The 12,376-nt window shown below is 66.8% G+C and carries 14 protein-coding genes; 9 read left to right on the forward strand and 5 right to left on the reverse strand.

The genetic code is table 11. The features are described 5' to 3' along the window. Window positions 1-46: 46 nt before the first annotated feature. Both NWF24_RS09680 and NWF24_RS09685 read right to left on the reverse strand, forming a co-directional pair. Window positions 47-733, reverse strand: coding sequence for a phosphatase PAP2 family protein (locus NWF24_RS09680; RefSeq protein WP_258353984.1), 687 nt, complete (start codon window positions 731-733; stop codon window positions 47-49). 63 nt (window positions 734-796) lie between these two features. After that, the gene (locus NWF24_RS09685; RefSeq protein ID WP_258353985.1) at window positions 797-1,678 is read right to left on the reverse strand and encodes an AraC family transcriptional regulator; all 882 of its coding nucleotides are present in this window, start codon (window positions 1,676-1,678) and stop codon (window positions 797-799) included. Between the two features lie 89 nt (window positions 1,679-1,767). Here NWF24_RS09685 and NWF24_RS09690 point away from each other — a divergent pair, with 89 nt between their 5' ends. After that, window positions 1,768-3,030 carry an MFS transporter gene (locus NWF24_RS09690; protein WP_093050988.1) on the forward strand — a complete coding sequence of 421 codons (1,263 nt, stop codon included), beginning with the start codon at window positions 1,768-1,770 and terminating at the stop codon, window positions 3,028-3,030. Between the two features lie 43 nt (window positions 3,031-3,073). Continuing rightward, window positions 3,074-3,823: a sulfite exporter TauE/SafE family protein gene (locus tag NWF24_RS09695; protein ID WP_258353986.1), complete on the forward strand. Its 750-nt coding sequence runs from the start codon at window positions 3,074-3,076 to the stop codon at window positions 3,821-3,823. Window positions 3,824-3,899: 76 nt separating this feature from the next. On the opposite strand, the gene NWF24_RS09700 is transcribed toward NWF24_RS09695, so the two are convergent. Beyond that, on the reverse strand, window positions 3,900-4,817 hold the full coding sequence (locus tag NWF24_RS09700) for an AEC family transporter (protein ID WP_258355265.1): 918 nt from the start codon (window positions 4,815-4,817) through the stop codon (window positions 3,900-3,902). Between the two features lie 107 nt (window positions 4,818-4,924). Here NWF24_RS09700 and NWF24_RS09705 point away from each other — a divergent pair, with 107 nt between their 5' ends. From NWF24_RS09705 to NWF24_RS09730, 6 genes are all read left to right on the forward strand, one after another. After that, entirely contained in the window at window positions 4,925-5,899 is a 975-nt protein-coding gene (locus NWF24_RS09705; RefSeq protein WP_258353987.1) for a tripartite tricarboxylate transporter substrate binding protein BugE, read from the forward strand. 70 nt (window positions 5,900-5,969) lie between these two features. After that, window positions 5,970-6,878 (forward strand): site-specific tyrosine recombinase XerD, encoded by a 909-nt coding sequence (xerD, locus tag NWF24_RS09710; protein ID WP_258353988.1) that lies wholly within the window; start codon window positions 5,970-5,972, stop codon window positions 6,876-6,878. A 50-nt stretch (window positions 6,879-6,928) separates the two neighbouring features. Continuing rightward, on the forward strand, window positions 6,929-7,921 hold the full coding sequence (locus NWF24_RS09715; RefSeq protein WP_258353989.1) for a Bug family tripartite tricarboxylate transporter substrate binding protein: 993 nt from the start codon (window positions 6,929-6,931) through the stop codon (window positions 7,919-7,921). Window positions 7,922-7,976: 55 nt separating this feature from the next. Next, complete coding sequence (locus tag NWF24_RS09720; protein ID WP_258353990.1) at window positions 7,977-8,552, forward strand: TetR/AcrR family transcriptional regulator; 576 nt, start codon at window positions 7,977-7,979, stop codon at window positions 8,550-8,552. Window positions 8,553-8,646: 94 nt separating this feature from the next. After that, window positions 8,647-9,780 (forward strand): thiolase family protein, encoded by a 1,134-nt coding sequence (locus NWF24_RS09725; RefSeq protein ID WP_258353991.1) that lies wholly within the window; start codon window positions 8,647-8,649, stop codon window positions 9,778-9,780. A 38-nt stretch (window positions 9,781-9,818) separates the two neighbouring features. Continuing rightward, complete coding sequence (locus NWF24_RS09730; RefSeq protein ID WP_258353992.1) at window positions 9,819-10,298, forward strand: MaoC family dehydratase; 480 nt, start codon at window positions 9,819-9,821, stop codon at window positions 10,296-10,298. 5 nt (window positions 10,299-10,303) lie between these two features. Here the strand turns inward: NWF24_RS09730 and NWF24_RS09735 are convergent, their stop codons facing one another. Both NWF24_RS09735 and NWF24_RS09740 read right to left on the reverse strand, forming a co-directional pair. Further along, the gene (locus NWF24_RS09735; RefSeq protein ID WP_258353993.1) at window positions 10,304-10,990 is read right to left on the reverse strand and encodes a pentapeptide repeat-containing protein; all 687 of its coding nucleotides are present in this window, start codon (window positions 10,988-10,990) and stop codon (window positions 10,304-10,306) included. Continuing rightward, window positions 10,987-11,799: a ferritin-like domain-containing protein gene (locus NWF24_RS09740; protein ID WP_258353994.1), complete on the reverse strand. Its 813-nt coding sequence runs from the start codon at window positions 11,797-11,799 to the stop codon at window positions 10,987-10,989. Before NWF24_RS09740 ends, NWF24_RS09735 begins: the two co-directional genes overlap by 4 nt. A gap of 41 nt (window positions 11,800-11,840) precedes the next feature. Between NWF24_RS09740 and NWF24_RS09745 the strand changes: the two genes are divergently transcribed. Next, window positions 11,841-12,365 carry a gamma carbonic anhydrase family protein gene (locus NWF24_RS09745; protein ID WP_093050958.1) on the forward strand — a complete coding sequence of 175 codons (525 nt, stop codon included), beginning with the start codon at window positions 11,841-11,843 and terminating at the stop codon, window positions 12,363-12,365. The last annotated feature ends 11 nt before the right edge of the window (window positions 12,366-12,376 follow it).

A 12,376-nucleotide genomic window follows, 5' to 3' on the forward strand; every position in this document is an offset into this window, starting at 1 on the left:
AGTGATTGCAGATGATATCCGCTCCGACCCGAGGGGCATCCCCTCGCTAACGCGCCCCCGGGCGCCAGCGCAACGAGGGTAGTGCGAAGGCCATACCCAGCAGCGCGCCGGCCACCACGTCCAACACCACGTGCTGCTTGACCGCCAGCGTCGAATAAGCGATGGCGGCGAACCAGGCCCAGTTCAGCACGCGCCACAGGGCCGGCGTGCGCGCCTCGCGCAGCACGTGTTCGACGCGGATGGCGGTGAAGATGGCCACGGCCACGTGCATCGAGGGGCAGGCATTGCCCGCCGCGTCCACGCCCTGCAGCATCGCGAAACCGGGGTAGCCGGTGCCGTCGATGGCCATAGGGGGTATCTGGGTCGGCCAGAAGTAGAAGAGGCTCAGGCCGGTGATGCACAGCGCGCCGATCCACAGCCCGTAGACCACCAGCTCGCGAAACGTGAGCTGCAGCCCCGGTGCGATGCCCACGTACACCCAGAGCGAGAGATACGCGCCCAGCGTGTAGGGCTGGAACGGAATCAGGTGGTCCAGCGGCGTCAGCGGCATCACCGCCACCGGAAAGGCCGGGTTGCGCAGCAGGTGGAAGTAGCCGATGAAGAACAGCCAAGTGAAGACGGTGGTGCCGACCGCTTTCAGCAGGAAATGGCGGCGCACGCGCAACCAGATCTCGGCAGTCCACGTCGGGGGCCGGGTGTCGGGCGCTATGTGCAGGGGGATCGGTGAGTGCATGGTGTTGTCGGTCGCCGATCTTGCCAGAGCACCATGAAGCATCCCCCGCGATGCCCCGCTGCATCAGGGGGCGGCGGGCCGCTTGCGGTGCTGGAACGACGTGGGCGAGCGGCCCGTGGCGGCCTTGAACATCGCGCAGAACGCGCTGTCGGTGGCATAGCCGCTGGCGGCCGCCACCTGGCTCACCGCCATGCCGCGCGCCAGCAACGGCAGCGCATGCGCCATCACGGCCTGCTGGCGCCACTGCTGCCAACTCATGCCGAGCTGGTCGCGGAACAGGCGCGCTACCGTGCGCTCGCTGGCACCGATGGTGGCGGCGCGCTCGGCCAGCGTGGCGCGGTCAGCCGGGTTGCGCAGCAGCGCCTCGCAGAGCTGGCGCAGGCGCTTGTCGGTGGGTAGCGGCACGTCAATACGGATCTGCGTGGCGCGCTCGACCTCGTCGACCAGCAGCGGCGCGATCATGCGTTCGCGCTGCGGCGCGTGCGGATCGGTCGGCGGCAGGCCGTCGGGCGTGGTGTCGAGCGCGAGCATCAGCGCACGCAGCAGCGGGCTGATCTCCAGCACTTCGCACTTTTCCCAGGTGGGCGCGATCCAGGCGTGCAGGTAGACGGTGCGCAATTCGGCGTCTTCGATCAGCGTGATGCTGTGCGGCATGTTGGCCGGCACCCAGAGCGCGCGCGAGGGCGGCACGATGTAGCTGCCGTCCTGTGTGCTCAAACGGATCACGCCGCGCGTGGAAAAAGTGAGCTGCGGCCACGGGTGCTCGTGCAGTTCGACCAGCGTGTCCGCGCTCAGGAAATGCTCCTTGGCACGCAGCGGGCGCACCGCGTCGGGGGCGTAGAGGTGCGGCGTGAGGGAGGCGACGCTGGTGATCGGGGCGGGGGGCGCGCCGCGCTGTCTGGCGGGCGCGGCGCTCCTGGAGGTGGGTGAGGCGGCGCTTGGCATAGTTTCGACAAATGTTGTCGCTGTATCGCCATTCTGCCGCGTCCCCGGCGCATAGCATCGGTGCCTGCCCCGTTTTTTTGTAGCAATCCATGTCTTCCACTTCGTCCGCGAGCGCTGGTTCTCCTCCTCACAACAACACCTTGCGCACCGACGCCAAGCTGATCGGGCTGGTCGGCCTGGCTCATGCGGTCAGCCATTTCAGCCAGCTCATCCTGGCGCCGCTGTTCCCGTGGCTGAAGGACGCGTTCAACGTGAGCTATGTGGAGCTGGGCGCGGTGCTCACGGTGTTCTTCGTGGTCTCGTGCATCGTGCAGGCGGCCTCGGGCTTCATCGTCGACAAGCTGGGCCCGCGGCCAGTGCTGTTCGTCGGGCTCGGGGCGCTGGGGCTGGCGGCTTTCGGCTACGCCGCGGCGCAGAGCTACTGGATGCTGCTGCTGTGCGCTGTGGTCGGCGGCATCGGCAACGGCGTGTTCCATCCGGTGGACTACACGCTGTTCAACCGCAAGGTCGCGCCGACGCGGCTGGGCCATGCCTACAGCGTGCATGGCATCACCGGCAGCCTGGGCTGGGCGCTGGCGCCAGCCTTCGTGGTGCCGATCGCCATCGCTTTCTCGTGGCGTGTGGCGCTGGCTTCGGCGGGCGTGGTGGCTCTCGTGGTGCTGCTGGTGCTGTGGGCGTACCGCAGCGTGCTGTCGCTCGACGCGGCGGCCGTGCACAAGGCCACGGGGCAGGGCGAGCCCGCGCCGGTCGGCGGCGAATTCGACTTCTTGCGCATTCCGGCCGTGTGGATGTGCTTCGGTTTCTTCTTCTTCTATGCCGCGGTGATCAGCGTGGTGCAGACCTTCGCGCCGGTGGCCGCGGGGCACCTGCATGCGGTGCCGGTGGCGCTGGTGGCGGTGTGCCTCACGGTCTACATGGTGGCAAGCGCCGCGGGCATGGTGGTGGGGGGCTTCCTGGCTTCCGATCCGACGCGATGCGAGCGCATCGTGGGCGCGGGTTTTGGCATTGCGGCCGCGCTGGCGCTGGTGCTGGCGTTCGCGAGCTTTCCGCCGGTCGTGGTGCCGGTGCTGTTCGGGGCCATGGGTTTTGTCTCGGGTGTCGCCGGGCCGTCGCGCGATCTGTTGGTGAAGAAGTCGACGCCGCCCAATGCGACCGGGCGCGTGTACGGCGTGGTGTATGCGGGGCTCGACATCGGACAGGCCTTGGCGCCGCTGGTGTTCGGTCGGCTGATGGACCACGGGCAGTACACGAGCGTGATCGTGGGCCTGGCGCTGGTGCAGGGCGTGCTGATCGCCAGTGCATTCAACGTGCGTCGTGTGCGGCGCACGGCGCTGGTGCCTGCGTCGGCCTGAGCCCCTTCTTTTGATTGAAAGTGCGGTCGATATCATCGGCCGCATGCAAGCCTTGTATGTCTATGTAGTCGCCGGTGCTGTGCTGGCGGGGTTCGTGCAGGGCCTGTCGGGCTTTGCGTTCGGGTTGGTGGCGATGTCGGTCTGGGCGTGGACGCTGGAGCCGCAGCTCGCGGCGGTGCTTGCGCTGTTCGGAGCGCTGACGGGGCAGGTGATCGCGGCTGTCACCGTGCGGCGGTCATTCGACAAGAGTGTTCTCTGGCCCTTTGTGCTCGGTGGGCTGGTCGGGGTGCCGTTCGGTGTCTGGCTGCTGCCGCACCTTGATCTTGTCGTCTTCAAGCTGTGTCTTGGCGTGCTGCTGGTGCTGTGGTGCCCGGCGATGCTGATGTCGCAGCATCTGCCGAAGGTTTCGTTCGGTGGGCGTTGGGCTGATGGCGTGGCCGGGGCTATCGGGGGCGCGATGGCTGGGATCGGTGGGTTCTCGGGGACCATTCCCACGCTCTGGTGCACCTTGCGCGGCTTTCAGCGCGATACGCAGCGGGCTGTGATCCAGAACTTCAATCTGTCGATGTTGATGGTGGCGTTTGCCATTCATGTTTTCAGCGGGAGCATCGGGCGAGCTGTGGTGCCTCTGCTGGGGCTCGTTGCTCTGGCTGTTGCTGTGCCTGTGTTGCTGGGGGCTCGGCTTTATATCGGGATCAGTGAGGTGGCGTTTCGGAAGCTGGTGTTGGGGTTGTTGACTGCTTCTGGGGTGGCTTTGTTGGCTTCTGCTTTGCCGGCTTTGTTGCGGCGCTGAGGGGTTGTGTTCCGGGGCCGGGTCTCGCCCGCCGGGGCGAGACCCGGCCCCGGAACGCACTACAGAAGACAGCACTTCACCGAGGCAGAGCCAAAGCAAACGGCAAACTAACAACCCCCAACAAGGTAGACAACGTCACCAACCCCGCCACATAAGGCCCGTTGTACCCCATCCGAGCAGCCAGCACATAAGCACTGGAAGCCGTAGGCACAGCAGAAAAAGCCATCAACACGGCAGCGTGCGTAGCATCCAGCCGCAACCAAAGCGCCAGCCCCCAGGCAACAAGCGGCAAGAACAGATGCCGTATCGCCAACACCGAAACAGCCAGCACCTTCCCAGCCCCCAGCGTGGAAAACTTCATCCCCGCCCCCGCAGCCAGCAACCCCAATGCGAGCGACGCAGCCCCGATGCGCGTCAATGTGGGCGTCGCCCAGGCAGGCACAGTCAAGCCCAGCACATTCGCCAGCAGCCCTGCCACCGTCGCGACGATCAGTGGGTTGCGCACCAGTTGCCGCACGAACCCGGTCTGCGCATGTCGCGTCATCGGCCACACGGCCGCGATGTTGAAGATAGGCACGCACACACCGATCAGCACAGCGATCAGCAACAGGCCTTCTGGGCCCGCCAGCCGCTCCGCCAGCGCCAGGCAGATGAACGAGTTGAAGCGGAACGCGACTTGCGCGCTGGCCGCGTGGTCGCGTCGGTCGATGTGCGTGCGCAGGCCCGGAACGAAGGGCAGGGCATAAGCCATCGCGATGCCGCAGGCACCAACGCCGACGCCCGCCGTGAGCAGGCTCGATGTCGCACCGAAGTCGAGCGGGCTGCGCACGATCGAATGGAACAGCAGTACGGGAAAAAGAAAGTAGTAGACGAGGCTCTCGACCTGATCCCACACGCGGCGGTCGAGCGCGGTGTAGCGGCACAGGAGCCAGCCGATGGCGATGAGGGAGAAGTCGGGGAAAAGCAGCTGAGCGTAATTCACCGCTTCGAGGATAAACCCGCTTGACCATGGGTAATCCACAGCACGGAGAGCGCTCCTGAACCGCTAGCATCCGGGCTTTGTTTTTCGACATCATTCATTCAAATACCAAGGAGTTTTCGATGCAACGTCGTCAATGGAGCGCGCTGGTGGGAGGCGCCGCACTGGTCGCCATCGCGGGTCAGAGCTTTGCGCAGGGTTACCCCAACAAGCCCGTCGAACTGAGCGTGCCCTTCGCACCGGGCGGCACGACGGACATCGTGGCGCGCGTGATCTCCGATCCGCTGGGCAAGGTGCTGGGTCAGCCCGTGGTGGTGATCAACCGCGCAGGTGGCGGCGGCATCGTGGGCGCGGCCGAAACGGCACGCGCCACGCCCGACGGCTACAAGCTCGGCATTGCCACAGTGTCGAGCACGGCGGCCAACCCGGCCATCAACCCGAAGACGCCGTACGACCCGATCAACGACTTCACGCCGATCATCAACATCGCGGCCACGCCGAACATCATTGCCGTCAACCCGAGCTTCCCGGCCAAGAACTACGCCGAGTTCGTGGCCGAGCTGAAGAAGAACCCCGGCAAGTATTCGTACGCCTCGTCGGGCACGGGCGGCATCGGCCACCTGCTGATGGAGCTCTACAAGAGCCTGACCAACACCTTCGTCACGCATATCCCGTACCGCGGCGCGGGCCCGGCGTTGAACGACGTGGTGGCCGGGCAGGTGCCGATCATGTTCGACAACATTCCCTCGGCAATGCCCTTCATCCAGAGTGGCCGGCTGATCCCCATCGTGGTGTCTGCACCGCAGCGCCTGGCCGCGTTGCCCAATGTGCCGACCTTCAAGGAAGTGGGCCTGGAGCCGGTGAACCGCATGGCCTACTACGGCATCCTCGGCCCCAAGGGCCTGCCGAAGGAAGTGGTCGAAAAGATCAGCGCGGGCGTGAAGAAGGCCGTGGAAGAACCGGCAGTGCGCAAGCGCATTGAGGACACGGGCTCGCTGATCGTGGCCAACTCGCCCGAGCAGTTCGCTGCGCAGATCAAGGCCGAGTACGAGGTCTACAAGCAGGTCGTGAAGAAGCAGAACCTGAAGCTCGACTGATAACTCTTCTTCGCACGAAAGAAAGCCGCCCGCATGCCGGGCGGCTTTTTCTTTTGTTATCTTGCAAGGCATGACCGAGGCAGCCACGCAGACACCCGACATCGACGACTTCATCGACGCCCTCTGGCTCGAAGACGGGCTGTCCAAGAACACGCTGGCCGCCTACCGCCGCGACCTCGCGCTGTTCGCGCAGTGGCTGCACGCGCAGCGCAACGGCGCCGGGCTCGATGCCGCGAAAGAGAACGACCTGCAGGCCTACATGGGCGTGCGCCTGTCCACCAAGGGCAAGGCCACTTCGGCCAACCGCCGTCTCACCGTGTTCAAGCGCTACTACCGCTGGGCGCTGCGCGAGCGGCGCATCGTGGCCGACCCGAGCATCCGGCTCGCGCCCGCGCGGCAGATGCCGCGCGCCATCAAGACGCTGTCGGAAAAGCAGGTCGACGACCTGCTGGCCGCGCCCGACGTCGAGTCGCCGCTCGGCCTGCGGGACCGCGCGATGCTGGAGCTGATGTACGCGAGCGGCCTGCGCGTGAGCGAGCTGGTGGCGCTCAAGGCCATCGACATGAGCCTGAACGACGGCGTGCTGCGCGTGCTCGGCAAGGGCAACAAGGAGCGGCTCGTGCCCTTCGGCGGCGAGGCGCGGCGCTGGATCGAGCGCTACCTGGAAGAGTCGCGCCCCGCCATCCTCGACGGGCAGCAGACGCCCGACCTGTTCGTGACCGCGCGCGGCGCGGGCATGACGCGCGTGATGTTCTGGATCATCGTGAAGAAGCACGCCACCGCGGCCGGCATCCACGTGCCGCTGTCGCCGCACACGCTGCGCCATGCCTTCGCCACGCACTTGCTGAACCACGGGGTCGATTTGCGCGCGGTGCAGTTGCTGCTGGGGCATGCCGACATCTCGACGACGACGATCTACACGCATGTGGCGCGCGAGCGCCTGAAGCAGCTGCATGCGCAGCACCATCCGCGTGGATGAAGGCGGACAATGAGAAGCGACGCAACACCTGCAGACGAACGACAGACACCATGAATTTCCTTGCTTCCTCGAAGCCTTCGCACCGCGTGGCAACCCGCCTTCTTGCCGCGGCCGCGCTGTGCGCCGCTTCCGGCGCGCACGCGCAGGCCGTGCCCAAGACCGTGCGGCTCATCGTCGCCTATCCGGCGGGCGGCGTCAGCGACGTGGTCGCGCGCGCACTGGGCGACCGGCTCGCAGCGCAGATGGGCATCACGGTGATCGTGGACAACCGCGCCGGCGCTAGCGGTGCCATCGGCATGGACGCCGTCGCCAAGGCCGCGCCCGACGGCGCGACGCTGGGCTTCTCGGCCATCAGCCCGCTGGTGCTGAGCCCGCATCTGGGCAAGCTGTCCTTCGACCCGCTGAAAGACGTGGCGCCGGTGGCGAGCGTGATGTATTCGCCGGTGCTGCTGATTGCCACGCCGGCCAGCAAGGCAAAGGATTTCCGCGCGTTGATCGACGATGCCAAGGCGCATCCGGGTGCGGTGCGCTGGGCCACGTCGGGGCCGGCCTCGCTCGGGCACATCGTGCTGGAGCAGCTGCGTGCGGCGGCGGGCGTCGACATCACGCACGTGCCCTACAAGGGCGGCGGCCAGCAGCTCAACGATGCAATCGGCGGGCAGTTCGAGATTCTTTCGACCAACGCGAGCCCGACGCTGTCGTCGCACATCCAGTCGGGCAAGCTGCGCCCGCTGGCGGTGGGCGCGCCTGCGCGCCTCGAGAGCCTGCCGCAGGTGCCTACGCTGGGCGAGCTGGGCTACAAGGCGGCCAATATCAATTCGCTGTTCGGCGTGTTCGCGCCCGCGGCCACGCCGAGCGCTCTGGTTGCGAAGTACAACGCCGAGATCAACAAGGCGCTGGCCAGCCCTGAACTGCGCGCCAAGCTCACGGCCACCGACAACGTGCCGACCGGCGGCACTGCGGCCGCGTTTGCGAAAGAGATCGCCAGCGAGTTCGAAAGCAACGGCCGCATCGTGAAGGCCGCGGGCATCAAGGCCGACTGACGCCTGAATGACACCTCGGCTTGTGGTTTGATTTTCCCTACCTTATAGTAGGTAGATGACCAGCGCCACAGCCCTTGCCACCGGCAGCACCCGCGAGCAGATCCTCGCGGTGGCGCGCGGGTTCATCGAAACGCGTTCCTACCTGGGCTTCAGCTTCCAGGACGTGGCCGATGCGGTCGGCGTGCGCAAAGCCAGCCTGTACCACCACTTCCCGACCAAGGAGGCGCTGGGCGTCGCAGTGATTCGCGCGGCCACGCAGGGCTTCAAGGACTGGGACGCCGCCCGGGCGCGCGAGCCGAAGGACGCGCTCGAGTCGTATTTCCGCATGTACCGCAACACGCTCAGGGCCGGCTCGGGCGTGTGTCCCGCCGGGGCGCTGGCGCCCGGCTGGGGCGTCATCAACGACGAGCTGCGCCAGGCCGTGCAGGAGCTGCGCAACACGCAGGTGACGTGGCTCTCCGGCGTGCTAGGTGCGCTGATGCCGGCGAAGAAGAAGGGCACGTCTGTCGCTTCGCTGGCCGCGTACGTGTTTTCGGTCTGCCAGGGCGCGTTGTTGTCGGCGCGCATGACAGGGCGCGTGGACGACTTCGACGAAGCTGTCGCGCAACTCAGGAGTTCACTGCCTGGCTGACCGCCAGGCCTGATGCAGGCACGCTTCGGCGTGCCTATTTTTTGACCTAACAGCCTACCGATTGGATGGTAGACAAAACCTGCTGGAGCAACCCATGAAAGCCGTCATTTCCGCCTACGCCCGTTCCCCTTTTCATTTCTCGAAAAAAGGCGCACTCGCCGAGGTGCGGCCCGACACGCTCGCCGCCGGCGTGGTGCGCGGCCTGCTGCAGCGCACAGACCTCGACCCTGCGCTGCTCGAAGACGTCATCCTCGGCTGCGCATACCCCGAAGCCTCGCAAGGCAACAACCTCGCGCGCATCGTCGGGCTGCTGGCCGGCCTGCCGCACGAGGTAGGCGGCATGACGGTGAACCGCTTCTGCGGCTCGTCGATGCAGGCCGTGCACATCGCCGCCGCGCAGATCGAGGCGGGCATGGGCGACGCCTTCCTGTGCGTCGGCGTGGAGTCGATGACGATGGTGCCTCAGGGCGGTTTCAACTTTTCGCCGAGCCCCGAGCTGAAGGAGAACACCGACGCCTACATCTCGATGGGCGAGACGGCCGAGAACGTGGCGCAACGCTGGAACGTGAGCCGTGCCGACCAGGAGGCCTTTGCGGTGGAGTCGCACCGCAAGGCGGCCGAGGCGCGCGCGCAGGGGCGCCTGGCAGGCGAGATCGTGCCCGTGCGCCTGGCCTCGGGCGACATCGTCGATGCCGACGGCTGCATCCGGCCCACGACTTCGGCCGAGGCGCTGGCGAACCTGAAGCCCGCGTTCCGCCCCGATGGCGTTGTGACTGCCGGCACCTCGTCGCCGCTGACCGATGGAGCGGCCGTGGTGCTCGTCACCAGCGATGCCTTCGCCGCCAAGCATGGCCTGCAGGCGCTGGCGCGCATCCGGTCGTTTGCGACAGTGGGCGTCGACCCGGCCATCATGGGCATCGGCCCGATTCCCGCGACCCGCAAGGCGCTGGCGCGCGCCGGTTTGAGCGCGGCCGACCTCGACGTGATCGAGATCAACGAAGCCTTCTCCTCGCAGGCGCTGGCCTGCATCCGCGACCTCGGGCTCGACCCGGCGAAGATCAACCTCGACGGCGGCGGCTTGTCCATCGGCCATCCGTTGGGTGCGACGGGTGCGCGCATCACCGGCAAGGCAGCGTCGCTGCTGGCGCGCGAGAAGGGCCGCTACGCGCTGGCCACGCAGTGCATCGGCGGCGGGCAGGGCATTGCGACGATTCTCGAGCGCGTCTGAACGCCTGAGAATGCGGGCAGGAAGCACAAGGAGACCCGATGACTGCAAGCACTGAGGCCGGCGCGAAGCACAAGCTGTATCTCGAAGACCTGGCGGTCGGCGACCGCTTCACCAGCGGCGAGCACGCGCTGGATGTGGCGCAGATCAAGGCCTTCGCGCAGCAGTTCGATCCGCAGCCTTTCCACACCGACGAAGAGGCCGCCAAAGCCACCTTCTTTGGCGGCCTTGCCGCGAGCGGCTGGCACACGGCCGCGCTCACGATGAAGCTGCTGGTCGACAGCGGTATTCCCCTGGCCGACGGCATCATCGGCTCGGGCGGCGAGCTCCAGTGGCCCAAGCCGACGCGCCCAGGTGACGTGCTGCACGTGGTGGGCGAGGTGGTCGACATCACGCCCTCACGCTCCAAGCCCGGTCGCGCGATGGTGACGATGCGCTGCCAGACGCTCAACCAGCGCGGCGAAGTGCTTCAGGCCTTCACGCCGAAGCTGGTGGTGCACAGCAGGCCCACGTCGGCCTGAGTTCTTCAGACCACGCGCAGGCCCAGTTCCTCGACCAGCGAGGCGGCCTGCCGGTGCGAGATGGTGGCACCCTTGAACTGGGCCGCGTTAGCGAGCCGCAGCCCGCCGAGATCGACCTCGCGCAAATCGGCGCCTTCGAAGCGCGCGAGCTTCAGGTGTGCGCTGCGCAGGCTGCCACCTTCGAACACAGCCTCGCGGAAATCGCAGCCCGACAGGTCGGCCTCCGAGAAGTCGAGCTGTTCGAGCTTCTGCTTGCGGAACGACATGCCGCGCAGGTGCGCATCGACCAGCAGCGAATCCTTGAAGCCGATGCCCAGCGCCGAGACTTCGCCGAAGTGCGCGCCCGTGAGCTTTACGCCGCTGAAGAATGCCGAGGCCAGCTTGGCGCGCATCCACTGCGTGTTGTTCAGGTCGCAGTCCTGGAAGCGCGCGTTCGTCAGGTCCGCGAGGCCGAAGTCGGCCTGGCGCGCCTTGCATCCGGCCCAGCGGGTTTCCGACAGCAGCGTGCGGTCGAACGATGTTTCGGCGAAGTTGCAGAGCGTGAACTGCGCGCCGCGCAGGTCGAGGCGGGACAGGTCGGCCTCGTCGAAATTGCAGCGTTCGAAATGCAGCGGCTCGGCGCCCTTGCGGTCTTGCAGGCAGGCCAGCAGGTCGGGGCGTGACCAGGTCTGGTCGGAAATCATGTTGCTCATTCGGGGCGGGAGTCGGTCAGCGCACGAAGTTCTTCGGGGCTGAAGCCCGCCCGGCTGCGTGCCTCGAGATTGAAAGGCGGCTTGTGGCGCGGCGCGTCGTAGCGCGCGACCAGGGTGGGGTAGGTCGCCTCCGCGTCGAGGCCCGCGCCGTCGCACAGCCAGCGGTACCAGTGGTTGCCGATGGCCACGTGGCCCACTTCGTCGCGCAGGATGATGTCGAGGATCTCCACCGCGCGCAGCGCATCGGGCGTGTTCACGCGCTTGAGCTTGCCCTGGATGAGCGGCGTGGCATCGAGCCCGCGCGCCTCCAGCGTGCGCGGCACCAGCGCCATGCGGGCGAGCACGTCGTCCTTCGTTTTCTCGCACATGTTCCACAGGCCGTCGTGGCCGGGGAAGTCGCCGTAGCGCCAGCCCATGTCCTGCAGGTGCGTGTGCAGCAGCGTGAAGTGCAGAGCCTCTTCGTCGGCCACGCGCAGCCAGTCGCGGTAGTAGGCCTCGGGCATGCCGTCGTAGCGCCACACGGCGTCGAGCGCGAGGTTGATCGCGTTGAACTCGATGTGGCAGATCGAATGGATCAGCGCGGCCCTGCCTTCGGTAGTGAACGGCGAGCGCTTTTGCACGGCGGTGGCGGCCACGCGCTGGGGCTTGTCGGGGCGGCCCGGCACGCCGAGGTCGTCGCCCGGGGTGCGGATCGGCTCGGTTGCTATGGAATCGGTAGCGCCAGATGAAGAAATGGCGCGCGTTGCAGCCACCTTTTCATCGGGGTCTGTCAGGCGCAGCGCGGCCAGCGCGCTCAATCGGGGGTGCATCCCTACAATTCTAGTTTTTGACCTTCCACGGACTGAAAGCAATGGCGCTCTACGAACTCGACGGCGTGGCCCCCCAGATGGGCGAAGGGGCATGGGTGGCCGACAGCGCGGAAGTCATGGGCAACGTCAAGCTGGCGGACAACGCCAACGTGTGGTTCGGCGCCGTGCTGCGCGGCGACACCGAGCTGCTGACCGTCGGGCGCAACAGCAACATCCAGGACCTGTCGGTGCTGCACGCCGACATCGGCTGCCCGCTGACCGTTGGCGACAACGTGACCATCGGCCACCAGGTGATGTTGCATGGCTGCACCATCGGCGACAACACGCTGATCGGCATCCAGGCGGTGGTCTTGAATAACGCGAGGATCGGCCGCAATTCGATCGTTGGCGCCGGCAGCGTCGTGACCGAGGGCAAGGAGTTTCCCGACAACTCTCTCATCATGGGCTCGCCGGCCAAGGTGGTGCGCACCCTCGACGACGCGGCGGCCGCCAAGCTGCGCCAGGGCGCCGAGCACTATGTGTTGAACGCCCGCCGCTTCGCGAAGGGCCTTAAAAAGATCGCCTGACCGCCACGGTC

Source organism: Variovorax paradoxus (assembly GCF_024734665.1).
In the GTDB taxonomy this organism is placed as follows: domain Bacteria; phylum Pseudomonadota; class Gammaproteobacteria; order Burkholderiales; family Burkholderiaceae_C; genus Variovorax.

Bases quoted from the DNA above. Each gene is read 5' to 3' on its own strand.
- NWF24_RS09680 (WP_258353984.1), bottom strand. From the start codon at position 733: ATGCACTCACCGATCCCCCTGCACATAGCGCCCGACACCCGGCCCCCG.
- NWF24_RS09685 (WP_258353985.1), bottom strand. From the start codon at position 1,678: ATGCCAAGCGCCGCCTCACCCACCTCCAGGAGCGCCGCGCCCGCCAGA.
- NWF24_RS09690 (WP_093050988.1), top strand. From the start codon at position 1,768: ATGTCTTCCACTTCGTCCGCGAGCGCTGGTTCTCCTCCTCACAACAAC.
- NWF24_RS09695 (WP_258353986.1), top strand. From the start codon at position 3,074: ATGCAAGCCTTGTATGTCTATGTAGTCGCCGGTGCTGTGCTGGCGGGG.
- NWF24_RS09705 (WP_258353987.1), top strand. From the start codon at position 4,925: ATGCAACGTCGTCAATGGAGCGCGCTGGTGGGAGGCGCCGCACTGGTC.
- xerD (WP_258353988.1), top strand. From the start codon at position 5,970: ATGACCGAGGCAGCCACGCAGACACCCGACATCGACGACTTCATCGAC.
- NWF24_RS09715 (WP_258353989.1), top strand. From the start codon at position 6,929: ATGAATTTCCTTGCTTCCTCGAAGCCTTCGCACCGCGTGGCAACCCGC.
- NWF24_RS09720 (WP_258353990.1), top strand. From the start codon at position 7,977: ATGACCAGCGCCACAGCCCTTGCCACCGGCAGCACCCGCGAGCAGATC.
- NWF24_RS09725 (WP_258353991.1), top strand. From the start codon at position 8,647: ATGAAAGCCGTCATTTCCGCCTACGCCCGTTCCCCTTTTCATTTCTCG.
- NWF24_RS09730 (WP_258353992.1), top strand. From the start codon at position 9,819: ATGACTGCAAGCACTGAGGCCGGCGCGAAGCACAAGCTGTATCTCGAA.
- NWF24_RS09735 (WP_258353993.1), bottom strand. From the start codon at position 10,990: ATGAGCAACATGATTTCCGACCAGACCTGGTCACGCCCCGACCTGCTG.
- NWF24_RS09740 (WP_258353994.1), bottom strand. From the start codon at position 11,799: ATGCACCCCCGATTGAGCGCGCTGGCCGCGCTGCGCCTGACAGACCCC.
- NWF24_RS09745 (WP_093050958.1), top strand. From the start codon at position 11,841: ATGGCGCTCTACGAACTCGACGGCGTGGCCCCCCAGATGGGCGAAGGG.